A 24,913-nucleotide genomic window follows, 5' to 3' on the forward strand; every position below is an offset into this window, starting at 1 on the left:
GATTGAGTGACGTACGCTCAACTCAACGCATGAGCGCCGCGGATATTCCCGTGAATGGGATGCGGGCCCGGAACAGAGGTCCCGGGCCCGCATCCGCAGCTTCGCTCTCACCGGGGTGAGCGCTGGGGAGGGTTCAGAGGATCAGGCGTCCTCGTCCTCCTCCTTCTTCTCCACGACGAGGGTCTCCGTCGTGAGGACCAGCGCCGCGATCGAGGCGGCGTTCCGCAAAGCGGAGCGCGTCACCTTGACCGGGTCGATGATGCCGGCGCCGATGAGGTCGCCGTACTCGCCGGTCGCCGCGTTGTAGCCCTGGCCGGGCGACAGCTCTGCGACCTTGGAGGCGACGACGAAGCCGTCCTGGCCCGCGTTCTCCGCGATCCAGCGCAGCGGCTGGACGATGCCGCGGCGGACGATGTTCACGCCCGTCGCCGCGTCGCCGGTCAGGCCCAGGTCCGTGCCCTCGATGGCCTTCGCCGCGTGGATGAGCGCGGAGCCGCCGCCGGGGACGATGCCCTCCTCGATGGCCGCACGGGTCGCGGACACGGCGTCCTCGACACGGTGCTTGCGCTCCTTGAGCTCGACCTCCGTCGCCGCACCCACCTTGATGACGGCCACGCCGCCGGCCAGCTTCGCGAGGCGCTCCTGGAGCTTCTCGCGATCCCAGTCGGAGTCCGTGTTCTCGACCTCGGCGCGGATCTGCGCGACCCGGCCTGCGACCGCGTCCTCAGCGCCGGCGCCCTCGACGATGGTCGTGGCGTCCTTCGTGATGGTGACGGTGCGGGCGGAGCCCAGCTGCTCCAGGTTGACCTGGTCCAGCTTCATGCCCATGTCCGCGGTGATGACCTCGCCGCCGGTGAGGACGGCCAGGTCCTCGAGGATCGCCTTGCGGCGGTCGCCGAAGCCGGGCGCCTTGACCGCGGCGACATTCAGGATGCCGCGGATCTTGTTGACGACCAGCGTCGACAGGGCCTCGCCCTCGATGTCCTCGGCGACGATGAACAGCGGCTTGCCGGCCTGCTGCACCTTCTCCAGCACCGGGAGCAGATCCTGGATGTTCGAGATCTTGCCCTGGTTGATGAGGATGTAGGCGTCCGACAGGACTGCTTCCTGGCGGTCCGCATCGGTCACGAAGTACGGGGACAGGTAGCCCTTGTCGAACTGCATGCCCTCGGTGAACTCGAGCTCGACCGAGGAGGCCTGCGACTCGTCGATCGTGATGACGCCGTCCTTGCCGACCTTGTCGAAGGCCTCGGCGATCATCTCGCCGATCTCCTTCGACTGGGCGGACAGGGCGGCGACGTGCGCGATGTCCGAGGAGCCGTCGACCTCGCGAGCGTTCTCGCGCAGGCGGGCCTCGACGGCCTCGACAGCGGCCTCGATGCCGGCCTTGAGCTGGCTGGGGGCAGCCCCCGCAGCCACGTTGCGCAGGCCCTCGTGGACCAGCGCCTGCGCCAGGACGGTGGCGGTCGTGGTGCCGTCGCCCGCGACGTCGTTCGTCTTCGTGGCGACTTCCTTGGCGAGCTGTGCGCCCAGGTTCTCGTACGGGTCGTCGAGCTCGACCTCACGGGCGATGGTCACGCCGTCGTTCGTGATGGTCGGTGCGCCCCACGCTTTGTCGAGGACGACGTTGCGGCCGCGCGGGCCCAGCGTGACCTTGACCGTGTCGGCCAGGACATTCACGCCGCGCTCCAGCGCCTTGCGCGCATCGTCGTCGAACTGAAGGGTCTTTGCCATGGTGTGTCTCTTCTTCCCTCTGAAGTCTGAAAGTCAGCTGTTGTGCTGCGACGCGCGCATCAGATGCGCGCGAGGGAGTCAGGAGATGACTGCGAGGACGTCGCGAGCCGACAGGACGAGGTACTCCTCGCCGCTGTACTTGAGCTCCGTGCCGCCGTACTTCGAGTAGACGACCTTGTCGCCCACCTGGACGTCCAGCGGGATGCGGGTCCCGTTGTCTGCGACGCGGCCGGGGCCCACGGCCACGACCTCGCCCTCCTGCGGCTTCTCCTTGGCGGTGTCAGGGATGACCAGACCGGAAGCGGTGGTCTGCTCTGCTTCGACCTGACGGACGACGATGCGATCCTCGAGCGGCTTGATGGAGACCGACATGCGGACACTCTCCTTAGTAGAAATGGCGTGAACGCGTGCACCGGCTGACCCTGGAAGGGGTCCTGATCGCGGCCCGTCGTCGCGGGTGCCGGGCTGCGATGCCGCTGGCGCACTCTTAGCACTCACGGTGTGCGTGTGCTAACTCCGACTCTAGTGAGGGGCTGGCACTCGGTCAACCCGAGTGCCAGCCCCTCCTGTCCGCTCTCAGCGATCTCACGGTGGTCACGCCTGCGCGACCTCGCATCGCTGCGCCTCCGCACCTCTGCGGCTTCAGCGCACGGCGCGGTCCGCTCAGCCCACGCCCACCATGCCGGCGCACTCCCACTGGCTCCAGCCGTAGCGCTCCTGCAGCACCTTGGCGCGCTGGAACTGCTCCTGCGGGCTGGCGTCCGCGGGGTTACCGCTGCCGCCCACGCCCTGCCAGGTGAGGATGCCGAACTGGAAGAGACCGAAGTACTTGTTGTTCTGACGGTTGACGGCCTTGGGATTGAACTCCGACTCGCACTGCACGATCTTGTACCAAGGGCTGCCGGGGCCGCCCAGCATCTCCTTAATCTGCTCCGTCGTCATCGTCGAGCCGCCGTCGGCCGGGACCTCGTAGCTGTCCGGATCGTTCGGGTCGCCGGTGCCCACGAGGACGACCTCGGTCACGGGCTCCTCGAGGATCTCCTCGGACTTCTCGACACGGGTGAGCTCCTCACCGTCCAGGGTGCCCACTTCGTAGACGACGGTCCGCTTGCCGTCCTCGCCCTTCTTCTCGACCTTCGTCTCGCCCTCGACGAGCCCGTCGGTCTCCTTCTTCTCGACCTCATGCTCGATCGTCTCCTCGACCTCTTCGGTCGTGGTCTCCGTGCGCATGACGTCGATGTTCTGGCCGGAGACGACCGGTGCACCCAGCGGTGCGGTCACGAAGTCCGTGTCCGCGACCTCGACGCCGGCGTGCGCCAGGACGTCCGACACCGAGGCCGCCGTCGCCTCCACCGGGATCGTCTCCCCGTCCGCGCGGACGGTGACGGTCTTGGGGGTGACGACGGACAGCGGCGTGGACGCACCGTCGGCCAGCGGCGCCTCGAGGTCCATCGACACCTGTGCGCCGCGCGCGTCGATGCCCATGTCCGCGAGCGCCTGGCCCACGGTGTGCGCGGTCGTCGTCTCCTGGGACGCGATGCCGTCGACGCGCAGCTCCACGTCCTTCGACGTGCTGACGCTGATGTCCATGCCGCGGGTCAGGTCCGCGTCCAGCGCGGGGCTCACCTCGTCCCCGCGCTCGACCTCGATGCCCTCGGCCGCCAGCACGTCCGCGACGGTGCTGCCGAAGGTCCGTGTCGAGCTGCCCTCACCGTCGACCGTCAGGTCGACCGGCGTGCTGAGGCCCACGAACGCGCCCGTGCCCGCGACCAGCGCCGTGATGACGACGGCCTGGCCCACGATCTGCGCCGTGCGCACCCGGGACCGGCGCTTGCGCCCCCGTGCTGCGACCGCTGGCGCCAGCGAGGTGACGGGAGCCGTCGCCGAGGCCGTGGTCGGCTGGGTCTGTGCCATCGAGGCCGCAACTGGCTGGGTCTGCCCGTCCGGCTGGATCGGGTCAGCCTGGTCCTCCGAGGCAGTGGTCGGCTCGTCGACGGACCCGACCGGGGCCTCGGGATCGGGGATGGCCGTGGAAGCGGCCTGCGCGGCACGCTCCCGGGCCAGCGCCTCGCGGCGGGTGAGCGGGGGCGCCTCCACGGGAGTCGCGGTCACGATCCCGTGGGTGGGCAGGACCGCATCGGGTGCGGACTCCCCCTGCCTCATGCGCAGGCCCACTGGCCCCAACCGGCCTGCTGCTGCAGGATCTTCGCCCGCTTGAACTGCTCACGCGGGTGGGCATCGGCCGGGTTGCCGGAACCGCCCACGGACTGCCAGGTGGCGATCTTGAACTGGAAGAGGCCGAAGTGCGCGCGGTTCTGCTGGTTGACGGCCTTGGGGTCGAAGTTCGACTCGCACTTGACGAGGTTGTACCAGCGGGAGCCGGGTCCGCCCAGCATCTCCTTGATCTCCGCCGTCGTCATGGGGCTGCGATCGCCGTTGTCCTCCTGACCGGAGTCACCGGAACCGCCGGATTCGCCCGAATCACCGGAGTCACCGGAATCGTCGCCGCCGTTGTCCTCGGGAGCAGGTGCGGGCTCGGGCTCCTTCGTGCCCAGCAGCACGACCTCGTCCTTCGCCTCTGCGACGACCTCCTCCGACTTCTTCTTCTTCGCGACCTGCTTGCCGTTGACGGTGGTGACGTCGTAGACGATCTCGCGCTCGCCGTCCTTGCCCTCCGTCTGCACCTTGCGCTCGCCGCGCGGCAGGGAGTCGTCGTTCTTGGTGGTGACCTTCTTCTCGATGGTCTCCGTCTCCGTCTTCTCCTCCGTCTTGGTGCGGAGGACCTCGACGACGCCGCCGTCGGCGATCGGAGCGGCCAGCGGCAGGGAGAGCGTGTCGTCCTCGCCCAGCTCGATGCCCGCCTCGTCGACGGCCTCGCCGGCGGACGCCGCGGTCACATCGACGGCGGTGCGCTCCCCGTCCGCCACGACCGTGACGGTCTTGGGGGTCACGACGGTGAGCTGGGAGTTCTGCCCGTCGGCCAGCGACGCGTCCAGGTCCGCGGAGACCTCAGCGCCCTCCGGGTCGATGCCCAGATCCGCGAGTGCCTCTGCGACCGTGTTGCCGGTCGTCGTCTCCTCCGACGTGACGCCGTCCAGGGTCAGGTCGACGTCCTTGGCGGTGTTGACGATGATGTCCATCCCGCGGGTCACGTCCGCGTCCGCGCCGGGCTGGACCTGGTCGCCGTCCGCGACCTGGACCTCGTTGGCGTCGAGGACGTCGGAGACGGAGTCCGCGAAGGTGCGGACCTGCTGCGTCTCACCGTCCACGGTCAGATCGACCTGCTTGTTGAGGCCGACGAAGGCGGCGGTGCCGCCCACCAGCGCCGTGATGACGACAGCCTGGCCGGCGATCTGCACCTTGCGGTTGCGCAGAGCAGTGAGCACGGAGGATCCAATCGGGTCGAGGAGTACAACGGATCGAGTGTAACCGATTCGTTATCTGGGCGGCAACGATCGTGATGTTCCCGTGCGCGAGGTCACGGAGCGTCGGTCACAGCGCGATCACAGGTCCCATTCTCGACACGCGTGCTGACCTGCAGACGCAGGCTCACGCCCGGAGCCTCCCGTCTCACAGCTCCCAGTCTCCGAAGACGTCCTGCGCGTTCGACACGACGTCCGCGCACAGCTGCGCCAGGTCCTCCCCGCGCACCTGGGCGAGCGCCCGGGCCGTCACGGCCGTGAGGTAGGGACCGCCGGGTCTGCCGCGGTGTGGGTGCGGGGTGAGGAACGGGGCGTCCGTCTCCGTCAGCAGCAGCTGACGCGGCACCAGGGCCGCGGCCTCGCGCAGATCGCGCGCGTTCTTGAAGGTCACGTTCCCCGCGAAGGACATGTAGTACCCGCGGTCGGCGCACTCCCGGGCCAGGGCCGCATCGCCGCTGAAGCAGTGGAACACGGTGCGCTCCGGCGCACCCGCCTCGCGCAGCACCCGCAGGACGTCCGCGTGGGCCTCGCGATCGTGGATCTCGAGCGCCAGGTCCAGCCGCTTCGCGATCTCGATGTGCGCGCGGAAGGACTCCTCCTGGAACCGCCGGGCCCGGTCCACCGGCACGGCGACCCCGTTCACACTCGCCTCGTCGAGGCGGAACCAGTCGAGCCCCGTCTCCCCCACGACGCGCATGCGGTCGCCGCGGCACAGCCGCTCGATCTCCGTGAGCGACTCGTCCAGGAGTCCCGCGGCACCCAGGCGGGGTGCCTCGTTGGGGTGGATCGCAGCCCCGCCCAGCATCCAGTCCCGGCCGGCCGCGGCCTCGGCGTCGACGACCTGGGCCGTCCAGCGGGCCGAGGCCATGTCGCAGCCGATCTGCACGATCCGGGTGACACCGGCCGCCTGCGCGTTCTCGTGGAAGAAGGACAGCGGCGGGAACGACTCGTCCTCGCCGGGCTCCACCTCCGGCCGCGGCTCTCCGTCGCGCAGCGGACCGCGGGCGCCCGTGCAGATGTCGAGGTGGGTGTGGGTGTCGACGACGGGGTGCGGCAGCGGCTCCGGGACGGGCGGGTACTCGCCGGCCGCGCGGGAGCCCGCCATCAGGCCGACTCCTCCGCGGGCTCGACGTGCTTGGGGAAGACGGGCGCCGGCGCAGGCAGCTGCGTGCCCGCGGCGACCGGGGTGTCGAGGTCCGCGAACGTGCGGGAGCCCGCGTCCACGCCCAGCAGGTCGAGGATGCGGGACGTGGACTCCGGCATGACCGGCTGCACCAGCAGGGTCACGATCCGGACGACCTCCAGCACGACCGCCAGCACCACGGACATGCGCTCCGCGTCCGTCTTCTTGAGCTTCCACGGCTCCTGCGCGCTGATGTAGCGGTTCGCGGCGGCCAGCACCTTCCACGCGTCCCCCACGTACAGGTGGAGGTTCTGCTGCAGCACCTGCTCACGTGCGGTGGGCAGCAGGGCGCGAGCGGAGGCCAGCAGCTCCTCGTCGTCCGCCGTCAGGTCCGTGAGCGCCGGCATCCGCCCGTCCAGGTTCTTCGCGACCATCGACAGGGACCGCTGCGCCAGGTTGCCGTACTCGTTGGCCAGGTCCGTGTTCTTGCGGGTGATGATGCCGTCCGCGGAGTAGGAGCCGTCCTGGCCGTAGGAGATCTCGCGCAGCACGAAGAAGCGCAGGGTGTCGAGGCCGAACGACTGGACCAGGTCGTACGGGTCGACGACGTTGCCCACGGACTTCGACATCTTCTCGCCCTTGTTGAAGAGGAAGCCGTGCGCGTGCACCCGCTTCGGCACCTCGATGCCGGCGCTCATGAGGAACGCCGGCCAATAGACGGCGTGGAAGCGGGAGATGTCCTTGCCGATGATGTGGACGTCCGCCGGCCAGCGGTCGCGGAAGACCTGCGAGTCCACGTCCGGGAAGCCCGCGCCCGTCAGGTAGTTCGTGAGCGCGTCGACCCACACGTACATGACGTGGCGCTCGTCGCCGGGGACCGGGATGCCCCAGTCGAAGGTGGTGCGCGAGACGGACAGGTCGTTGAGTCCGCCGCCCACGAAGGACGCGACCTCGTTGCGGCGCACGTCCGGGCCCACGAACTCCGGGTGCTCGCGGTAGAGCGCCAGGAGCCTCTCCTGGTACGCGGACAGGCGGAAGAAGTAGGACTCCTCCTCCGTCCACGTGACGGGGGTGCCGGTCGTGATCGAGCGACGCTCGCCGTCGACCACCTCCGTCTCGTCCTCCTGGTAGTACGCCTCGTCGCGCACGGAGTACCAGCCGCTGTACGTGTCCAGGTAGATGTCGCCGGCGTCGACCATCCGCTGCCAGATCGCCTGCGAGGCCGCCCTGTGGTCCTCGTCCGTCGTGCGGATGAAGCGGTCGTAGGAGGAGCCCAGGAAGTCGTGCAGGCGCTGGAAGGCGGCGGCGTTGCGGTCCGCCAGTTCGCGGGCCGTGATGCCCTCCTTCTCCGCCGTCTGCTGCATCTTGAGACCGTGCTCGTCCGTGCCGGTCATGTAGAAGACGTCCCGGCCGTCCAGACGATGGAAGCGGGCGAGGACGTCCGCCGCGATGTACTCGTACGCGTGGCCGATGTGCGGGGTTCCGTTGGGGTACGCGATCGCGGTGGTGATGTAGAAGGTCATAGTGGCGCCAGCTTACTAGGCACGCACGCGACGCCGATCGCCTCACTCCGCGTGGAGATACGCCTCGTACACCTCGCGGGTGCGCAGGCCGTGGGCGGCGGCGACGCGGGCGGCCGCCTCCTTCGCCCGCACCCCGGACTCGGTGAGGCGGGCGACCTCCGGGACCACGGCCTCGGGCGCGGGGGCCTCCGGTGCCTCACCGGGTGCCAGGACGATGCAGATCTCGCCGCGCAGCCCGTCCGCGGCTGCCGCGGCCAGCTCGCCCAGGGTGCCCTGCAGGACCTCCTCATGCAGCTTCGTGAGTTCGCGGCAGACGACCGCCCGGCGGTCCGAGCCGCAGGCCGCCGCCATGTCCACCAGCGCGTCGCCCACCCGGTGCGGGCTCTCGTAGAAGACGAGGGTGCGGCGCTCGCCCGCCAGCGACTCCAGCAGGCGGCGGCGCTCGCCGGGCTTGCGCGGCAGGAACCCCTCGAAGGCCCACCGGTCGCTGGGCAGGCCGGACACGGCCAGTGCCGTCACCGCCGCCGAGGCCCCGGGCACCGAGGTGACCTCCAGCCCCCTGCCTGCCACCTCCTTCACGACCCGGTAGCCCGGGTCGGAGACGGCCGGCATCCCGGCATCGGAGACGAGGACGACGGTGCGGCCGGCGGCCACCGCGTCGGCCAGGTCGCCGGCGCGCGCCTCCTCGTTGTGGTCGTGGACGCTCAGCACCTGCGCGGGCGGCGTGAGGTCGAGGCGGTCGCAGAGGGCGCGGAAGCGGCGTGTGTCCTCCGCGGCGACGAGGTCCGCGGAGGCGATCGCCTCGCGCATGCGGGGGCTCGCATCCGACAGGTTGCCGATGGGCGTGCCCACGAGGATGAGCCGGCCGGCGGGAGTCTGGTCCATGGGGTCAGGAGCTCCCCGTCGCGAAGGAAATGAGGACGGAGACGACCATCAGGACCCCCATGAGTCCGATGATGCAGTAGCCGGAGATGAGGCCACCCAGCGCCAGACCGGCGCCGGCCTCGCCGGAGTGCTTGATCTGGGAGCGGGCGATGTGCCCCAGGATGACGCCCACGACCGAGGTCAACCCATACGTCACGAGTCCGGCCAGGGACAGGATGAGCGAGACGGTCGCGAGTCCGTTGGTGCGGCGGACGTACCGGGGGTCCGGGTAGCCGCCCGCATACGGATCATGGGGCACCGGGGCGGCACCGTAGGGGGCGGTGACGGCTCCGTAGGGCGGCGGGGTCGCAGCGTAGGGAGCGGGGGCTCCGGCGGCACCGGGGGCGACCTCGCCGAACGGGCTCGTGGTGTGCGGGGCGGAGGTGAAGGGGCTGCTGGAGTACCGGGGTGCGGTCGGCTCGCCGTAGCCGTAATCCGCGGACGACCCGGTGCCAGGTCCCCACTGGTCGTGGCCGCTGTCGCTCATCGGTGCCTCCTCCGCCCGCTCTCCGCCTGCCTGCCGCACGAGCCGTGGCGGGCCCGCCTGTCGCGCATCACCACGCTACTCCGCGGGCTGCGCGCCGGACAACGAGCCGGTGTATCGGTCCCGTTACACTGGCGCCTGTGACAGCCACGCCCACCGACCGCCGCGAGCCCTCCGCCTCCGCGCAGCAGCCCGCTCTGCAGGCGCTGGCCGTCCGGTTCCCGCCCTCGGTCCTGGGCTGGCTGCTGCCGGCCCTCATCGCCGCGGTGGGCGGCATCCTGCGCTTCATCCGCCTGGGCGAGCCCGGCACCCTCATCTTCGACGAGACGTACTACGTCAAGGAGGGCTGGTCGCTCACGCAGTTCGGCTACGAGCGCGAATGGCCGGAGGAGCCCAACCCCGCGTTCGAGGCCGGCGACCCCTGGGGCGTGCTGGAGACCGGCGACTTCATCGTCCACCCGCCGCTGGGCAAGTGGATGATCGGCGCGGGCATCCAGCTGTTCGGCCAGGACAGCAGCATGGGCTGGCGCTTCGCCGCCGCCGTCGTGGGCACCCTCTCGATCCTCATCGTGGGCCTCATCGCGTGGCGGATGTTCCGCTCCGCGTGGCTCGCGGCGATCGCCTCGCTGCTGCTGGCCGTCGACGGCGAGCACCTCGTCCACTCGCGCACGTCGCTGCTGGACGTCTTCCTCATGTTCTTCGTGCTCCTGGCGTTCTGGCTGCTCATCGAGGACCGGGTGCGCACCCGCAGCCGCATCGAAGCGGGCCTGGACGCCGCGGGACTCGGCGCCCCGCCCGGGCGGCTGGGTGCTGTCATGGGCGCACGCCCCGCCTGGTTCCTCCCGGCCGCGTGGGGACCGTCCCTGGGGACGCGTCCCTACCGCCTGGCCGCCGGCCTGGCGCTGGGCTGCGCGATGGGCGTCAAGTGGTCCGGCCTCTACGCGCTGGCCGTGTTCGGTCTGCTGACGGTCGCGTGGGACTGGGGCCACCGGCGCCGCATGGGCGTCCGGAAGCCGTGGCTGGCCGCCCTGCTCAAGGACGCCCCACCCGCATTCGTGTCCCTGGTCCCCGTCGCGCTCGTCGTCTACGTGGCCTCGTGGACCGGCTGGATCGTCACCCGCGGCGGCTACTACCGCGACTGGGCGGAGACGAACTCCGGCTGGTGGGACTTCCTGCCGGACTGGATCCCCAGCCTGGCGAAGTACCACCGGGCGGCCTACGACTTCCACGTGGGACTGGCCTCCGAGCACACGTACATGTCGAACCCGTGGGGCTGGATCGTCCAGTGGCGACCCACCAGCTTCTACTACCAGACCGCGGAGCAGGGCCAGCACGGCTGCGCGGTCGAGCAGTGCTCCGCCGCGATCACGTCCGTGGGCAACCCCGTCATCTGGGGCCTGGCGCCAGTCGCCGTCCTGCTGCTCGTGTTCGCGTGGCTGCTGCGCCGCGACTGGCGGGCGGGCGCCCTGCTGGCCGCGCTGATCGCGACGTGGGGTCCGTGGTTCACGTACCAGGAGCGGACGATCTTCACCTTCTACACGATCGTCATGGTCCCCTTCGTCGTCCTGGCGCTCACCTACGGGCTGGGCCTCGTGTGGGGACGGGCGGGACAGGGCCCCGCCCTGCGCGCCCGGCGCGTGGGTGTGGGTGTCGTGCTGGCGCTCGCCGTCCTCGCGTTCGCCTTCTTCTGGCCGGTCTGGACGGCCACCTACATCCCGCGCGACGCGTGGCAGCTGCGGATGTGGAACCCCACCTGGATCTGATGCCCGTGGATCTGATGCCCGTCCGTCGCAGACGCCGATCAGTCCTATCCGCGAGCGGGTCGCATCCATCCGCGAACGGTTCGCAGACGCGTTCCGAGACACTCAGGTCCCTCACGGGAACAACGGGGCCAACCCGCAGGTCCGGTGACCGGACCGTTCACCTTCCGGACACCCAGCACTGCCATAGTCGTCCCCTATGACCAGTACCCGACCGCCCGTCGTCGCCATTATCCCCGCCCGGGGAGGCTCGAAGGGCATCCCCCTGAAGAACCTCCAGAAGGTGGCCGGCCGCAGCCTGCTGGCACGCGCGATCGACGCCGCGCTGGACGCGCAGCACATCGACACCGTCGTCGTCTCGACGGACCACGACGGCATCGCCCAGGAGGCGCTGCGCGCCGGCGCGCAGGTCGTGCGCCGTCCGGGCGACATCTCCGGCGACACGGCCAGCAGCGAATCCGCCCTGCTGCACGCGCTCCAGCAGATCGGTGCGGAGGACGGCATCACCGTCTTCCTCCAGTGCACCTCCCCCTTCATCGACTCCACGGCACTGGACAGCGCGATCGCCCGCGTCCGGGACGACCGCGCGGACGTCGTGTTCTCCGCCGTCGAGGACCACTCGTTCCTCTGGCGACTGGACGAGTCCGCCCACGCAGAGGCGGTGGGGCACGACGCGGCCCACCGCCCCCGCCGGCAGGACCGCGCACCCCAGTACAACGAGACCGGCGCCTTCTACGTCATGCGCACGGACGGCTTCCGCGCCGCCGGCCACCGCTTCTTCGGCCGGGTCGAGATCGAGGAGGTGCCGCTCGAGCAGGCGCGCGAGATCGACTCGATGTCCGACCTCACGCTGGTCCGCGCGATCGCGGCCGGCCAGGAGGACACGCACGTCCTCGACGTCGACGCGCTCGTGACGGACTTCGACGGCGTCCACACGGACGACTCCGCCTTCGTCGACCAGGACGGCCGCGAGTTCGTCCGCGTCCACCGCAGCGACGGGATGGGCGTGGGCAGGCTCGCGGACGCGGGCTTCCCCTTCCTCATCCTGTCGAAGGAGCGCAACCCCGTCGTCACCCGCCGGGCGGAGAAGCTGCGCGTCGACGTCCTCCAGGGCATCGACGAGAAGGCCGCCGCGCTCACGGCCTGGATCGCGGACCGCGGACTGGACCCGGACCGCGTCGCCTACGTGGGCAACGACGTCAACGACCTCGCCGCGTTCAGCGTCGTGGGCTGGCCCATCGCGGTCGCGGACGCGCACCCCCGGGTGCTGGCCGCCGCCCGGTTCGTCCTCACGCGCGGCGGAGGCCAGGGCGCCGTCCGCGAGGTCTGCGATCTCATCCCCGACTCCGCCCTCGCCCGTTCCGCCCGCACCACCACTCCCGCATCACCGGTCACATCAGCAGAAGAGGAATCCCATGAGTGACGTCACCACCAACGCCCCGACGATCGCCCCCGTCGCCTTCGGTGCTCACTCCGTCGGCCCCGGCCTGCCGGTCTACATGATCGGCGAGATCGGGATCAACCACAACGGCGACGTCGAGATCGCCAAGCGACTCATGGACGTCGCGGTGGAGGCCGGGGCCCAGGCCGTGAAGTTCCAGAAGCGCAACCCGGACGTCGCGGTGCCCGAGGCCCAGAAGTCGAAGATGCGCGAGACGCCGTGGGGCACCATGACGTACCTCGAGTACAAGTACCGGGTCGAGTTCGAGCGGGAGCAGTACCGGGAGATCGACGCGTACGCGCAGCAGCTGGGTCTCCAGTGGTTCGCCTCCCCTTGGGACATCGACTCCGTCGAGTTCCTGGAGAGCGAGTTCGATGCGCTCACCTACAAGGTCGCCTCCGCGACGCTCACGGATCTGCCGCTGCTGAAGGCGATGGCGGACACCGGCAAGCCGATCCTCTGCTCGTCCGGCATGAGCGACTGGGCGATCCTGGACGCCGCGGTGGACGTCTTCGACCGCGACCGGCTGGTCCTCATGCACTCGACGTCGACCTACCCGCTGCCGGTCGAGGAGGCGAACCTCCGCGCGATCCCCGCGATGCAGGAGCGCTACGGCGTCCCCGTGGGCTACTCCGGACACGAGACCGGCACGGAGATCTCGCTGGCGGCCGTCGCACTGGGCGCGGTCACGGTCGAGCGCCACATCACCCTCGACTCGACGATGTGGGGGTCGGACCAGGCCGCCTCGATGGAGCCGGCCGACTTCATCGAGCTGTGCCACGGCGTCCGCGTGCTGGAGAAGGCCCTGGGCGACGGCGTCAAGCGCATCATGCCCGGCGAGGAGTCGAAGATCGGCTCGCTGCGCAAGTGACCCCGTCGTACTCCGTGCTCGCGGTCGCGGACAGCGAGTCGTACGTCAAGTGGGCCGCGCGCCTGCTGGACGGGCTCCCGGATGCGGATGCGCGCCTCGTGATCGTCGACTCCCCCATCCGGCCCACCGCGGACCAGATCCGGGCGGCGGTCGCGGGCACCCGCTGGGCGGACGACCTCCCCCCGATCCGGGAGCGGCGCAGTCTCCGGTCGCTGCTGGAGGCGACCCGACCGGACATCCTGCTGGCGGCCGCGACCGGGCCGGTCGTCGAGCAGGTGTACGCGACCGCCGCCGGGATGGAGCGCCGCCCCGCACTGGTCTCCGGACTGCCGGGCGTGGGACTGCCCGCGACCCTGCGCGGCGCTCTGCACCGACGCTTCGGCGATGCGTTCATCACGCATTCCCACCACGAGGCCCAGGCGTACGCGCAGGTGTACACCCGCCGGCGCATCCCGGCCCAGATCCTCGTGTCCCGGCTGCCCCTGCTCTCCTCGGCCGGTCCGCCGCAGCAGTCGACCGCGGCGGATCAGGTCACGCGACTCGTCTTCGCGCCGCAGGCCAAGGTCCCGGTCGAGCCGGAGGACCGGGTCGCGATCCTGCTCGCCCTCGACGCGTGGGTGCGGCAGGATCCGGAGCGCACCGCGGTCGTGAAGCTGCGGTCCCGGGAGGGTGAGCACGAGACGCACCACGAGCGGCACCGCTACCGCGACCTGCTGGCGGGGCTGCGGGCGGAGGGCCGCGTGAGCGAGCGCGTCGTCGAGGACTTCGGCCCCCTGTCGGACTTCCTCACCCCCGGCAGCGCGCTCGTGACCGTGTCCTCGACGGCGGCGCTGGAATCCTTGGACCACGGTCTGCCCACGCTCATCATCAGCGACTTCGGCGTCGACGAGCGGATGCTGAACGTGGCGTTCGCGGAGTCTGGCCTGGACCGGCCGCTCGCGCAGATGGTGGCCGGCGACCTCCCCTTCCCCACCGCCCGGTGGCTGGCGGACAACTACTTCCACCCGCTCGACGACCGGTTCGCGGACGATCTGCGGCTCCTGGCCGCCCGCGCCCGCGAGGACCAGCTGCCCCGCATCGCCTGGCCGTCCGCGCGCCTGGGACTGCGGCGGCTGCGGGCGGAGGCGCGCGCCGCCGCACCCGCGTGGGTCGTCACCGCCTACCGCCGGATCACCGCCCCGTCGCACCTCGCAAGGAGGCACCCGTGACCGCCCCACCGCTGCTCTCGCTCGTCATCCCCGCGAAGGACGAGGCGCCGCGCCTGGCCACGACGTTCGGCTCGCTCACGCGCCAGTTCCCGGACCCCGCGGACCTCCAGGTCGTCTTCGTCGACGATGGGTCGACGGACGACACCTCCGAGGTCGTCGAGACCTGGTCGGCCCGGTTCCCCCGCTTCGACGTGGTCCGGCACGACACCCCGCACGGGCTGGCCGACAGCCGGAACGACGGCCTGGCACTGGCGCAGGCGGACCACATCGCGTTCCTCGACGGGGACGACTGGCTGCGGCCCGGCCACCTCGCCGCGGTCCACCGCGCCCTGACGGACCTCGACGTCGACTTCGTCCGCTGCGACCACACGACCGTGACGGGTGGTGCACGGTCGTACAAGCGTGCGCCCATGTCGGTGCGGGGACTGCCCCTGCGGCCGCGCGCGGGCATCCTGCCGGCGCACGACTCGACGATGATCGACTATCCGTACGCGTGGGCGGGCGGCTTCCACCGCCGGCTCCTGGACGACGGGCTGCTCCGGTTCCCGGCGGGCTTCCAGACCGCAGAGGACCGGTCGTGGATCTGGGACCTGCACCTGCACGCACGGTCCTTCGCCGTCATCGACGCGCCCGGGATCTGCTATCGCCGCGGCACCGCGACCTCGCTCACACAGGTCTACGACCGCCGCCAGCTGGACTTCACGCGCGCGTTCCAGCGGATCTTCGACCTCGTGGTCGCGGACGCGGAGTCGCAGGCGCTGTGGCCCAAGGCCGCACGCAACTGGCTGGCGATCCTCCAGCACCACGTGGGCAGGCTCCCCCGGATGGAGGCGGACGTCCGCCACGAGTTCAGCGCGCTCACGACGGAGGTGAGCCACAGGATCCCCGCGGACGTGCTGCGGGCGGAGCTGCGGGCGGCCTCGAAGAAGCGCTTCGACGCCGTCCTCCCCTATCTCCCGGACCGGTTCGCGCACCTGCAGGAGGCCTCCCGATGAAGCAGCTGCTCCTCGCCTCGACGGCCTTCCAGGTCGTGAGCCTGGCCGCGGCCATCGACGCGGGCACGATGGACGAGACACGGTATCCGCAGGCCGTGCTGGATCCGGCAGGGCTGCCGCGCCGGCGTGTGTCGGAGCGGATCCTGCTGGTGAGCGACCACGCGCAGGTGCTCGAGCTCACGACGCCCCTGACGGACAACCCCGCACTGGCGCCCGCTCTCGCCCGCTTCGACCGGGTCGTGTCCCTCAACGACACCCTCCACCCGCACCACCCCACCGCGTGGAAGCCCTCCGAACAGGACCTCGTCCTCCTCGAGGCCGCACTGCGGGACCGCTGGGGGCTGGGAGAGGGCCCCGTCGAGCTGGTGCTCGAGTCGCCGCAAGTGAACCCGGCGATCGCACTGGCCCGGGTGTTCTCCTCGTCGTTCATCCGCGTCCACTCCGACGGCCTCATGAGCTACGGCCCCACCCGCAGCGCGATCCCGCTGTCAGGCGCCCAGCGCATGACCGCCCTCCACCACCTGCCGCTCGTCGAGGGGCTCACGCCCCGGCTCCTCTCCGAGTACGGCATCATGCCCGTCACGACCCCGGTCTCCGCCTTCACCGGCGTCATCGAGGAGATCGCGGCGCTGGGCCCGGACGGACCCGACCCGCAGTTGGCGGACCTCGATCCCGCGACGACCGCACTGGGGTTCGGCCAGTACCTGGCGGCGCTGGGTCTCCTGACGGACGAGCAGGAGGCGACCCTCCACGCGGACATGGTGCGGGCGGCGGCCGAGCGCGGGATGGCCTCCTTCGCGTTCAAGCCCCACCCCGCAGCGCCCGCGACGGTGCTGACGCAGATGGCGGAGGCCGCGGCGGCCGCCGGCGTCGAGCTGCGGGTGCTCGACACCCCGGCCATCGCAGAGGTGCTCGTGTCGCGCTTCCGCCCCGCGCTGGTCGTCGGCTCGTTCTCGACCGCACTGGCGACCGCGCGGGCGTTCTACGACCGTCCGATCGTGGCCGTGGGCACGGAGCTGCTCCTCGAGTCGATCACCCCGTACCAGAACAGCAATCGCGTCCCCGCCTCGCTCGTGCACGAGCTCAGCGGTGAGGACGCGCAGCTGAGTGCTGACCGGCAGCAGGAGCTGCGCAACCTCATCGACACCGTCAGCTACACGATGCAGCCGGAGCTGCTGTCGCACCTGCGCCCGCGGGCGGAGGCATTCCTGTCCTCGCCCGCCGGTCCCGCCAAACGGGCCCACTTCAAGCGGCTGCGCCTCACCCGGCTGGATCTGCCCGGCGGCATCCCGCCCAGCCGAGCCCCGCGCGCCACGGCCCGGCGCCTGCTCCGCTCCGCCGTCTCCGCGGTGCGCACCGGCCGCGTGCGCCTGCGCGCCGGACGCTGACGATGCGCACCGCTTCCTCGCTCCCGCGCCCGCACGCACGACACCGCTCTCACGCACGACACCACCCCCACGCACCGGCGGCACGTCCATGACCGACCACGCGATCGTCGAGTCGCCGCTGCAGTTCATCACCGCGATCGAGGCCCTCGCGGACTCCCCGGACGCGGTCATCCACTGGCGCGACGACGCGACCGGCATGCTCGCCTTCATGGACGCCTATCGCCCGCAGTGGCTGCCCGCGGGCGTGCGCGTGCGCCCGGGACTGCCGGATCGCGGCCTCGCGATCGACGGTCGTCTCCTGCTGGGCGACGTGTGCTCCGGACGCATCCAGAAGCAGCTCGCGGACGTCTACCTGGCCCGGCACCTGCCGCAGGTCGTCATCCTGGACGACGGGCTGTCGACCGTCGCCGTCGTCCGCCAGCTCATGCAGGGCAGCGGACCCGTGCGCCGCCCGCGGTCGGCGGTGAGCCCGCTGCGGCTGCCGCTCAGCGCCTTCGTGTCCGCGCGGCTGCGCGGTCTGGCCCGGAAGGGCAGACTCACGTGGTTCACCGCGCTCGTGACGGATCCGCAGATGCGCGTACGCGTCGAGGAGTCGGGACTCAGGCTCGTGACCCACCGCTTCGAGCACACCCGCGGCCTCGCCGCCGCCGAGGCCCCCACCACCCCCACACTCGTCATCGGCTCCTCGATGGTCGCCGACGGCCTCGTCGACGAGAGGCCCTACCGGACCTGGGTGCGTGCCGCCGCGCAGGACGGCCCCGTCACCTACTACCCGCACCGTCGGGAGGACCCGGCGTTCCTCGCGGACCTGGCCCGGGAGCCGCGGATCCGGGTCGAGGACGCCGGGCTGCCGCTGGAGCTGCGCCTCTCCGCCCTGCCCCCGGGCACCCGGGTCCGGTCCCTGCCGTCGACGGCCGCCCTGAGCGTCGCCCTCCTCAACCCCTCCGCCGAGGTCGTCGTCACCGAGGTGCCCGCGTCCTGGTGGCTGCCCGCAGCGCCCCGGGCCTTCCGGCTCAGTGCGCAGGCGATCGCCCGGGAGCTGGGCGGCCGCGGGCAGGGCACCGCCACCTGAGCCCGGGCGGGCCGGCGGCCGGCGCGGGCGGTCCGGGTGACCGCGGCCTCGGCGGCGGGTGTCAGCGGACGAGGAACTCCGGGCGGCGGGTGCCCAGCACCGCCTGGTCGACCTGCTCGTCCGTGAGCGTCTTGTTGTGGGACCGGCGCGCGGCGAAGAAGACGGCGCCGATGACGATCCAGGCGCCCATCGCCAGGAACGACGGGACGGACAGCTGTGCCGGGGAGCCGGGGACCAGCAGCAGGAGGATGAAGGCGATCGCGATGACGACGCCTGCTGCGGCGGCGAGCTTGCGCCAGGTCGAGGCGGAGCCCTCGATGCCGGCGCGGTCGCCCTGACCGGACCAGCGCAGCATCCGGTAGGCGCACGCGCTCGTGTAGAGGAACGCGAACGTGAAGCCGATCGAGGCCATGTCGACGATCCAGCTGAGGGCCGTCCGGCCGAACCACGGGGCGATGAACGAGACGAGCATGACGAAGAGGATCCCGTAGTGCGGCGTCCCGAAGCGCGGGTGCACGCGCTGGAAGACGCGCGGGATCATCTGGGCGCGGCCCAGGGCCAGGAGCACGCGGGAGCCCGCGACGTAGAACCCGTTGAGGCCCGTCACGATCCCCATGAGCGCGGCGATGACGAGGAGGGCCAGGCCCACGCCGCCCAGGGAGCTCGTGATCGCGTCCGCCGTCGCCCACACGCGGTCCTCGCCCATGAGCTCCTGCCAGGGTGCGGCGGAGGCGGTCGCGAGGATCATCGCGCAGTACAGCGCGGCGGCGACGATGAGCGACCAGAAGATGAGGCGGAAGGCCTTGTGGGCGGGGAAGTCGAACTCCTCGGCGGCCTGGGGGATGTTGTCGAAGCCGATGTAGGCCCACGGGGCGATCGCGACGATGACGGTGATGCCCACCAGCGGGTTCACCGTGCCGTCCGTCAGCGGGGTGACGTTCGAGAAGCTGCCGGTGGGCGACGCGAGGACGCCCACGACCAGGGCGACGACCGCCAGGATCATGACGAGGCAGAAGATGAACTGGGTCCGGCCGGAGAGGCTGGCGCCGCGTGCGTTCACGACGGCGAAGAGCACCAGTGCCAGGGTCGCGACGGCGATCTCACCCAGGTACACGTCCCAGCCGGCGACGGTGTAGAGGTGGCCCAGCTCGATGATCTGCGGCACCGTGTGCTTGCCCAGGAGGGCGAGCGCGGAGGCGTTGAGGGCGACGATCGAGGTGTAGCCCAGGGTCATGAACCACGCGCAGATGAAGGCGTGCGTGCGGCCGAAGCCCACGAGCGTGTAGGCGAAGGCGCCGCCGGACACGGGGAACACCCGGGCGAGATACCCGTAGGAGACGCCGATGACGATCATGAGGACGCCGCCGATCGCCAGGCCCAGCATGGCGGCCAGCGGACCGCCGCCGTCGCGCATCCAGTCGGAGGGCAGGATGAACGCGCCCCAGCCGATCGCGGAGCCCAGCGCGATGGCCCAGACCCAGTGAGGCTTGAGGTTCTTCCCCAGCCGGACGACGTCGTCGGTCGCGGGTGCGGCGGTGCCCGGGTCTCCATCCGACATGCGAGTGCCCTCCTCGTGGAATGCTGAGCGACCGGTCATCCGGCGCCCACGTCGCCACGCTACTATCGATCGTCACCTCTCGCGGTACCCGCGCGGCCGCAGTGCACCGATCTGGCGGAGGGAGAATCCGTGTCCGATTCCACCGAGGGACGTCGACCGATCGACCCGGCGGCGCACAGCTCGACACCCGCGGCCTCCGTGGTCGAAGTCCACCCACGGTTCCTCGATGAGTCCGGGCTGAGCCTGAGCGCCGCCGCGGGGTCCGACCTCCTCCTCACCCTCGTCACCGCACGCGCGGAATCCCTCCTGGCCTCCGGACTCGCACGGCTGACCCGCCGCAGCGCGCCCCCGCGGACCGTCCCGCTGACGGACGCCCCGGTCGCGCGTATCGCGGCGGCGCGCGCCCGGGACCCGAAGTCCCTCCTCGTCGTCCACCAGCGGTCCGAGACCCCCGATGCCATCGTGGACGACCTGGTGGGTGCCGGCGCGGACCTCGTCATCACCACCGGTGCGCACGAGTCCTCGATCAGCAGCGTCCGCGGCAGGACCGTCGTCCGACTCACCGCGGACGTTCCGGGGAGTGCGCCGCACGAGGGCGACGAGGAGACCCTGCAGTGGGACCTGCGGCTCTCCCGCAGCGCATCCGCGAAGAACCGGCTCCTGCTCCACCTGGACGCGCGTGCGGTGACGCAGAGGGGCGGCCGCCCGCTCACGTCCGACGAAACGGCCCGGATCTACACCGACGCCCTGCAGGAGTCCGATCGGATGCAGCAGTTCCTCGAACTCGTCGACGGCTGGGCGGACGAATCGGCCGGCCACCTGACCGTGGACCTCACGGCGTCCGGGGCACTCGAGCTCCCCCCGCTCCCACCCGCGTCCGTGCAGGCGGGCTGGGAGGGCTCCTCCGCACGCTTCGACGTGGATCCCAGCCTGCTGGCGACCCCGCGGATCCTCCGCAGCGAGCTCACGCGACGCGGATTCCGGGTGAAGGCGCCCACGGCCAACTACACGCACGCGCAGCGCTCAGACGACACGATCGACTACTACTTCAGCAACAGCCACCGCGCACCCCAGACGGCCGTGCGGGCCGCCGCGGACAAGGGCGTCGCCCGCGCGATCCTGGCCCGCGCGGGCGTCCCCGTCGCGGACGGGCACTTCTTCTCCGACCGCGCGCGGATCGCTGACGCGGAGGCCCTGCTGGGGACGCTGGGCGCGGTCGTCGTCAAGCCCGCGGACGCGGGCCACGGGAATGGGGTGACCGTGGGTGTGCGCACGGCCCAGGAGCTGCGCACCGCGTGGGACACGGCCTTCGACATCGCGCGCTCCGGAGTCCTCGTCGAGCGGCACGTCACCGGGGTCGAGGCGCGCTTCATGGTCGTGGGAGACACGTGCGTCTCCGTGTCCTGCGCCCGCCCGCCGCGCATCGTGGGCGACGGCCGGCAGACGATCCGGCAGCTCATCACCGCGCTCAACGACGTGAGGCGCGGCAACCCGCTCCTCGTCTCGCGCCCCCTCGTCCTCGACGGGGGCCGCATCGAGCGGATGCGCGCGCACGGCTTCACCCCCCTCACCGTGCTGCCCGCCGGACACGAGTACGACGTCGCGACGGACTCGAGCTGGTACGGCGGCACGACGACCCAGGACATCACCGACGAGGTCCACCCCTCCTACACGGACGCCGCGGTCCGGGCGGTCCGCGCGATCCCCGGACTGGCCGTCGCCGGCCTGGACGTCATCATGGAGGATTTCACGGAGCCGGCGGACCGGAGCCCGTTCGCGGTCCTCGAGGTCAACAGCCAGCCGGGGCTGGGGCTGCCCCACTTCCCGATGATCGGTGCGGCGCGGAACCCTGCCGGCGCGCTCATCGATGCGGACCTCGCCCCGCGTAGGTCCGCCGACTTCAGCGCCGTTCCGGCCCCCGGCACGGTGCCGGGTCCGCGACCGGCCGCGCCGCACGCGACGACGGCCGCGATCGGTGCGGAGCTCGAGCGTCTGGGCTTCGACCTCGACTGGTTCGCCGACGACTACCTCCACGCGCACCGGGACGGGATCTCGACCGCGGTGTGGAAGACGTACACGACGCTGTCCGGCAAGTCCGCGGCCAGCGCCGCGCAGCACGCGGCGCTCTCGCACCGTCTGCTCGCACGTGCCGGCGTCGCCGTGCCGCGGTCGTGGAAGAGCTTCAACCGCGATGCGACTGCCGCACGGTTCCGCAACGGTCGTGACGCGCTCGCGTACGCCGCGACCCTCTCCTCCCCCGCGCTGCAGGCCGCGAACAGGGACTACGTCCCCGTCGACGCGACGGACGAGGAGGCGTTCCGCTCCGTCTGGCACCGCGTGGGCCGGTCCGGCAGGCGTGGGGTCGCCGTCGCCGAGGCCCCGGTCGGCGCACGTTTCCACGTCCTCGTCATGCACGACGCGGCACGCTCCGTCCGCCCCGTCTCCGCCGAGGCCCGCAGCGCTCCCGCGGTGCACCCCAGCTACCTCGAGGTCGCACGCCGCGCGTGCGCGGCGTTCCGCGGACTCGAGCTCGCAGAGGTCGTCCTGCACCTCGAGGACCCCGCCGCGCCGGCCGCGCCGGGCAACCACGTCGTCTCCGCCGTGCGGACCACGCCGGACCTGCGGAAGCACCAGGCCATCGTCGAATCCGAGGGGCGCAGCGTCTTCCAGGAGTTCGCGGAGGGTCATGTCGAGCAGCTCCTCGAGGAGCTGGGACGCAACTGAGGACGGTGCCGGTCCCGGGCTGGACGACGGCGAACCCCACGGACAACGGCCCGTCCCAGCGGACAGGCTCGCACAGGAGCGTGCCGTCCGGCAGGCCGAAGGGCTCGCGCACGATCCCCACGGGCTCCTCGACGAAACCGCGGCACGTCTCCTCATCCTCGCCCGCGACGACAACGGTGGCGGGGCCTCCTTGGGCCGGCGCGCCACGCCGGAGACCCCGTGGGCCGCGGAGCGCCAGAGAACCTTCCGCCGTGGCACGCGACGGAGCACGTTCGACGCCGTCTACGGAGACGTCCACTGCAGACGCGCGGGCAGGCCGTGGTCCGGCTGGGGCAACAGCGTGAAGGCTGATGCGCGGCGCGCCAACAGCGTCTGCTGCACGGTGTCGAGCGACAGCGTCAGCCGGTCGTCACCTGCGCGACCGGCCCGCTGGTGGTCCGGGAAGAAGTAGTCCATCAAGGCGCCGGGCACGCCCGCGCCCCGCCCCTGCGAGGTGGACGTGCTGAGCGGGATGTGGCGCCGGGAGTTCATCTCGAGGATCGCGAAGTCGCCGGATCCTTCCCGGTCGCGGATGACATCGATCCCGGCGATATGCGCGTTCGGCATCGACGCCAGTGCGTCGATCGTGGCCCGCCGCACCGCGTCCGGCAGGATGTCTGTCACGTCGACAGTGTCGCCGCCCAGTGAGAAGCTGTCGTTGCGCGCCATCCGGACGGTCTGACCGGCCTCCGGCACAGAGGTCCACTCGAGGCCCTGCTCTGCCAGGAGCGCATCCGTGTCGGCGTCCCGCGGGGTGGGGCCGGACGACAGATAGGGGTTCGTCTTCCGCTCAGCTGCCATCCGCGTGAAGAGCTCATCGGCCCGCGCCCCGACTTGATGACGAGGGGGAACCCTATGTCGTCCGCATGCGCGGCCAGCTGCGCATCCGTGCGCGCGGTGTCGGTCATGAGCACCGCTCGCGGCACCGGCACACCGCGCGCACCCAGGATCCGCTTCGACTCCGATTTGTCGTCGTGCCGCTCGTGGGCCCCCTGCGGAGTGAGCGAATCCGGCCGTGAACAGTCGAACGAGATCCGCCGCTGCCCGTCGGAGACCGTGTACTTTAGGGGCTCTTCGTAAATGAGGGTGTAGAGCCTGCTCTGTGAGTCCGCACGTGTCGTTGCCCGGGTAGACGTCGAGGCCTCCCTGAAGATGGAAGTTCCTACACTCTCCATCCGGAAGACCTCGACATGGACAAGCCTAGCTTCACGACCCCTGGTCTCGACGCGTTCTGCCTCCTCGATACCCTCAACCTGACTGTCACAGGGCAAGCTGTCGACGTCGATCACGCGGTCCTCGAATGCCGCACCAGTACCGAGTTCCAGGACTCCTGGTGCCACGAGTGCGGTGCGGAAGGCATTCCTCGCGGAACCGCGGTCCGCCGGCTCGTCCACGTCCCGCTCGGCTGGCGCCCCACGATCCTGCACGTGCGCGTCCGCCGCTACCGATGCCCGACCTGCATACGCGTCTGGCGGGAAGACCTCACCCAGGTCGCCGCGCCACGGGCGAAGCTGTCACGGTCGGCGGTGCTGTGGGCGCTGAAATGCCTCGTCATCGACAGGATGTCCATCAGTCGAATCGCTGCAGGCCTCGGCGCGGCGTGGCACACCGTCAACACCGCGATCCTCGCCACCGGCCAACAGCTCCTGGTCGATGATCCCAGCAGGTTCGACGGCGTGAGGGTTCTCGGGGTCGATGAGCATGTGTGGCGGCATACCCCGTTCGGTAGCAAGTACGTCACAGTCATCATCGATCTCACCCCGATCCGCGATAAGACAGGCCCCTCCCGTCTGCTGGACATCGTCGAGGGGCGGTCGAAGAAAGTGTTCAAGACCTGGCTGGCCGCCCAATCACAAGCATTCCGCGCTGGTGTCGAGGAGATCGCGATGGATGGGTTCGCCGGCTACAAGTCAGCCGCGACCGAAGAGCTGCCTGACGCGACCCCGGTGATGGATCCGTTCCACGTCGTCGCGCTGGCAGGTAGCGCTGTGGAGCGGTGCCGGCAGCGGATCCAGCAGGAGACGCTCGGGCACCGCGGCCGGTCCGGGGACCCGCTCTACGGCATCCGTCGTGTCCTACTCACGGGAGCCAACCTGCTCACCAAGAAGCAGACCGGCAGGCTCGAGACAGTGCTCGCTGCCGAGGAGCACACGCAGGTCGATGTCACGTGGTGGGTCTACCAGCGGATCGTGGCCGCGTACCGCGACCCCGACCGCACACGCGGAAGAGACCGACTGCGGGCGGTCATCGCGAGTCTTTCGGCAGGCGTGCCGACAGCGCTGAACGAACTGACCACGCTGGGGAAAACGCTGAAACGCCGGGCTGCTGATGTGCTCGCGTTCTTCGACCGGCCTGGCACGAGCAACGGGCCGACGGAGGCGATCAATGGCCGGCTCGAGCACTTGAGGGGCACCGCGCTGGGGTTCCGGAATCTGGGCCACTACCTGCTCCGGGCACTGCTGGACACGGGAGGGTTCAGACCGCTTCTACACTCTCATTTGCGATGAGCCACTTTAGGAGGTCCGCTCGCGTATAGGTCACCTCGAGACCCCGGCGCCAGGCCTCCAGCGCCAGGCAGAAGGCGGACAGCCGTCCGCCGCCGAAGGCCGAGCGGACGATGTCCGCCTAGAAGCCCTCGGGCCAGACG

At 71.0% G+C, this 24,913-nt stretch carries 19 protein-coding genes; 9 read left to right on the forward strand and 10 right to left on the reverse strand.

From position 1 onward, the window contains the following. Positions 1–141: 141 nt before the first annotated feature. The 8 genes from groL to HGBR_RS16300 form a co-directional block, all read right to left on the reverse strand. On the reverse strand, positions 142–1,734 hold the full coding sequence (groL, locus tag HGBR_RS03860; protein ID WP_019158012.1) for a chaperonin GroEL: 1,593 nt from the start codon (positions 1,732–1,734) through the stop codon (positions 142–144). 78 nt (positions 1,735–1,812) lie between these two features. Continuing rightward, a complete protein-coding gene (gene groES / locus HGBR_RS03865; protein WP_019158013.1) occupies positions 1,813–2,106 on the reverse strand; it encodes a co-chaperone GroES in 294 nt (97 codons plus the stop codon). Between the two features lie 291 nt (positions 2,107–2,397). Next, positions 2,398–3,897, reverse strand: coding sequence for a resuscitation-promoting factor (locus HGBR_RS03870; RefSeq protein ID WP_245533257.1), 1,500 nt, complete (start codon positions 3,895–3,897; stop codon positions 2,398–2,400). Continuing rightward, positions 3,894–5,120 carry a resuscitation-promoting factor gene (locus tag HGBR_RS03875; RefSeq protein ID WP_019158015.1) on the reverse strand — a complete coding sequence of 409 codons (1,227 nt, stop codon included), beginning with the start codon at positions 5,118–5,120 and terminating at the stop codon, positions 3,894–3,896. The genes HGBR_RS03870 and HGBR_RS03875 overlap by 4 nt, the downstream gene beginning before the upstream one ends. A gap of 184 nt (positions 5,121–5,304) precedes the next feature. After that, positions 5,305–6,261, reverse strand: coding sequence for a TatD family hydrolase (locus HGBR_RS03880; protein WP_019158016.1), 957 nt, complete (start codon positions 6,259–6,261; stop codon positions 5,305–5,307). Next, positions 6,261–7,802, reverse strand: coding sequence for a methionine--tRNA ligase (metG, locus tag HGBR_RS03885; RefSeq protein ID WP_019158017.1), 1,542 nt, complete (start codon positions 7,800–7,802; stop codon positions 6,261–6,263). Before metG ends, HGBR_RS03880 begins: the two co-directional genes overlap by 1 nt. Positions 7,803–7,844: 42 nt before the next feature. Further along, a complete protein-coding gene (rsmI, locus tag HGBR_RS03890) occupies positions 7,845–8,687 on the reverse strand; it encodes a 16S rRNA (cytidine(1402)-2'-O)-methyltransferase (RefSeq protein ID WP_019158018.1) in 843 nt (280 codons plus the stop codon). A 4-nt stretch (positions 8,688–8,691) separates the two neighbouring features. Further along, the gene (locus HGBR_RS16300; protein WP_019158019.1) at positions 8,692–9,213 is read right to left on the reverse strand and encodes a DUF4190 domain-containing protein; all 522 of its coding nucleotides are present in this window, start codon (positions 9,211–9,213) and stop codon (positions 8,692–8,694) included. A gap of 137 nt (positions 9,214–9,350) precedes the next feature. Here HGBR_RS16300 and HGBR_RS03900 point away from each other — a divergent pair, with 137 nt between their 5' ends. The 7 genes from HGBR_RS03900 (at position 9,351) to HGBR_RS03930 (ending at position 17,945) form a co-directional block, all read left to right on the forward strand. Next, positions 9,351–10,973 (forward strand): dolichyl-phosphate-mannose--protein mannosyltransferase, encoded by a 1,623-nt coding sequence (locus HGBR_RS03900; RefSeq protein ID WP_019158020.1) that lies wholly within the window; start codon positions 9,351–9,353, stop codon positions 10,971–10,973. A gap of 196 nt (positions 10,974–11,169) precedes the next feature. Further along, the gene (locus HGBR_RS03905) at positions 11,170–12,393 is read left to right on the forward strand and encodes an acylneuraminate cytidylyltransferase (protein WP_019158021.1); all 1,224 of its coding nucleotides are present in this window, start codon (positions 11,170–11,172) and stop codon (positions 12,391–12,393) included. Then, positions 12,386–13,282 carry an N-acetylneuraminate synthase family protein gene (locus HGBR_RS03910; RefSeq protein ID WP_019158022.1) on the forward strand — a complete coding sequence of 299 codons (897 nt, stop codon included), beginning with the start codon at positions 12,386–12,388 and terminating at the stop codon, positions 13,280–13,282. The genes HGBR_RS03905 and HGBR_RS03910 overlap by 8 nt, the downstream gene beginning before the upstream one ends. After that, positions 13,279–14,490, forward strand: coding sequence for a DUF6716 putative glycosyltransferase (locus HGBR_RS16305; protein WP_051013297.1), 1,212 nt, complete (start codon positions 13,279–13,281; stop codon positions 14,488–14,490). The genes HGBR_RS03910 and HGBR_RS16305 overlap by 4 nt, the downstream gene beginning before the upstream one ends. Further along, complete coding sequence (locus tag HGBR_RS03920; RefSeq protein WP_019158023.1) at positions 14,487–15,485, forward strand: glycosyltransferase family 2 protein; 999 nt, start codon at positions 14,487–14,489, stop codon at positions 15,483–15,485. Before HGBR_RS16305 ends, HGBR_RS03920 begins: the two co-directional genes overlap by 4 nt. Then, the gene (locus HGBR_RS03925; RefSeq protein WP_019158024.1) at positions 15,482–16,873 is read left to right on the forward strand and encodes a polysialyltransferase family glycosyltransferase; all 1,392 of its coding nucleotides are present in this window, start codon (positions 15,482–15,484) and stop codon (positions 16,871–16,873) included. The genes HGBR_RS03920 and HGBR_RS03925 overlap by 4 nt, the downstream gene beginning before the upstream one ends. An 88-nt stretch (positions 16,874–16,961) precedes the next feature. Continuing rightward, positions 16,962–17,945, forward strand: a complete 984-nt coding sequence (locus tag HGBR_RS03930; protein WP_019158025.1) for a hypothetical protein — start codon at positions 16,962–16,964, stop codon at positions 17,943–17,945. Positions 17,946–18,006: 61 nt separating this feature from the next. On the opposite strand, the gene HGBR_RS03935 is transcribed toward HGBR_RS03930, so the two are convergent. After that, on the reverse strand, positions 18,007–19,503 hold the full coding sequence (locus HGBR_RS03935; protein WP_019158026.1) for an APC family permease: 1,497 nt from the start codon (positions 19,501–19,503) through the stop codon (positions 18,007–18,009). A 129-nt stretch (positions 19,504–19,632) separates the two neighbouring features. On the opposite strand from HGBR_RS03935, the gene HGBR_RS03940 reads away from it, so the two are divergent. Continuing rightward, complete coding sequence (locus tag HGBR_RS03940) at positions 19,633–22,227, forward strand: hypothetical protein (protein WP_019158027.1); 2,595 nt, start codon at positions 19,633–19,635, stop codon at positions 22,225–22,227. 282 nt (positions 22,228–22,509) lie between these two features. Here HGBR_RS03940 and HGBR_RS03945 read toward each other — a convergent pair whose 3' ends face one another. Next, the gene (locus HGBR_RS03945) at positions 22,510–23,067 is read right to left on the reverse strand and encodes a hypothetical protein (protein ID WP_019158028.1); all 558 of its coding nucleotides are present in this window, start codon (positions 23,065–23,067) and stop codon (positions 22,510–22,512) included. Between the two features lie 389 nt (positions 23,068–23,456). Here HGBR_RS03945 and HGBR_RS03950 point away from each other — a divergent pair, with 389 nt between their 5' ends. Beyond that, positions 23,457–24,773, forward strand: coding sequence for an ISL3 family transposase (locus HGBR_RS03950; protein ID WP_019158029.1), 1,317 nt, complete (start codon positions 23,457–23,459; stop codon positions 24,771–24,773). The last annotated feature ends 140 nt before the right edge of the window (positions 24,774–24,913 follow it).

This window comes from Brevibacterium senegalense, assembly GCF_000285835.1.
Taxonomy (GTDB): domain Bacteria; phylum Actinomycetota; class Actinomycetes; order Actinomycetales; family Brevibacteriaceae; genus Brevibacterium; species Brevibacterium senegalense.

What these genes read in the sequence shown, in the direction of transcription:
- groL (WP_019158012.1), bottom strand. Translation starts at nt 1,734, where the DNA reads ATGGCAAAGACCCTTCAGTTCGACGACGATGCGCGCAAGGCGCTGGAG.
- groES (WP_019158013.1), bottom strand. Translation starts at nt 2,106, where the DNA reads ATGTCGGTCTCCATCAAGCCGCTCGAGGATCGCATCGTCGTCCGTCAG.
- HGBR_RS03870 (WP_245533257.1), bottom strand. Translation starts at nt 3,897, where the DNA reads ATGAGGCAGGGGGAGTCCGCACCCGATGCGGTCCTGCCCACCCACGGG.
- HGBR_RS03880 (WP_019158016.1), bottom strand. Translation starts at nt 6,261, where the DNA reads ATGGCGGGCTCCCGCGCGGCCGGCGAGTACCCGCCCGTCCCGGAGCCG.
- metG (WP_019158017.1), bottom strand. Translation starts at nt 7,802, where the DNA reads ATGACCTTCTACATCACCACCGCGATCGCGTACCCCAACGGAACCCCG.
- rsmI (WP_019158018.1), bottom strand. Translation starts at nt 8,687, where the DNA reads ATGGACCAGACTCCCGCCGGCCGGCTCATCCTCGTGGGCACGCCCATC.
- HGBR_RS16300 (WP_019158019.1), bottom strand. Translation starts at nt 9,213, where the DNA reads ATGAGCGACAGCGGCCACGACCAGTGGGGACCTGGCACCGGGTCGTCC.
- HGBR_RS03905 (WP_019158021.1), top strand. Translation starts at nt 11,170, where the DNA reads ATGACCAGTACCCGACCGCCCGTCGTCGCCATTATCCCCGCCCGGGGA.
- HGBR_RS03910 (WP_019158022.1), top strand. Translation starts at nt 12,386, where the DNA reads ATGAGTGACGTCACCACCAACGCCCCGACGATCGCCCCCGTCGCCTTC.
- HGBR_RS03925 (WP_019158024.1), top strand. Translation starts at nt 15,482, where the DNA reads ATGAAGCAGCTGCTCCTCGCCTCGACGGCCTTCCAGGTCGTGAGCCTG.
- HGBR_RS03930 (WP_019158025.1), top strand. Translation starts at nt 16,962, where the DNA reads ATGACCGACCACGCGATCGTCGAGTCGCCGCTGCAGTTCATCACCGCG.
- HGBR_RS03935 (WP_019158026.1), bottom strand. Translation starts at nt 19,503, where the DNA reads ATGTCGGATGGAGACCCGGGCACCGCCGCACCCGCGACCGACGACGTC.
- HGBR_RS03945 (WP_019158028.1), bottom strand. Translation starts at nt 23,067, where the DNA reads ATGGCAGCTGAGCGGAAGACGAACCCCTATCTGTCGTCCGGCCCCACC.
- HGBR_RS03950 (WP_019158029.1), top strand. Translation starts at nt 23,457, where the DNA reads ATGGACAAGCCTAGCTTCACGACCCCTGGTCTCGACGCGTTCTGCCTC.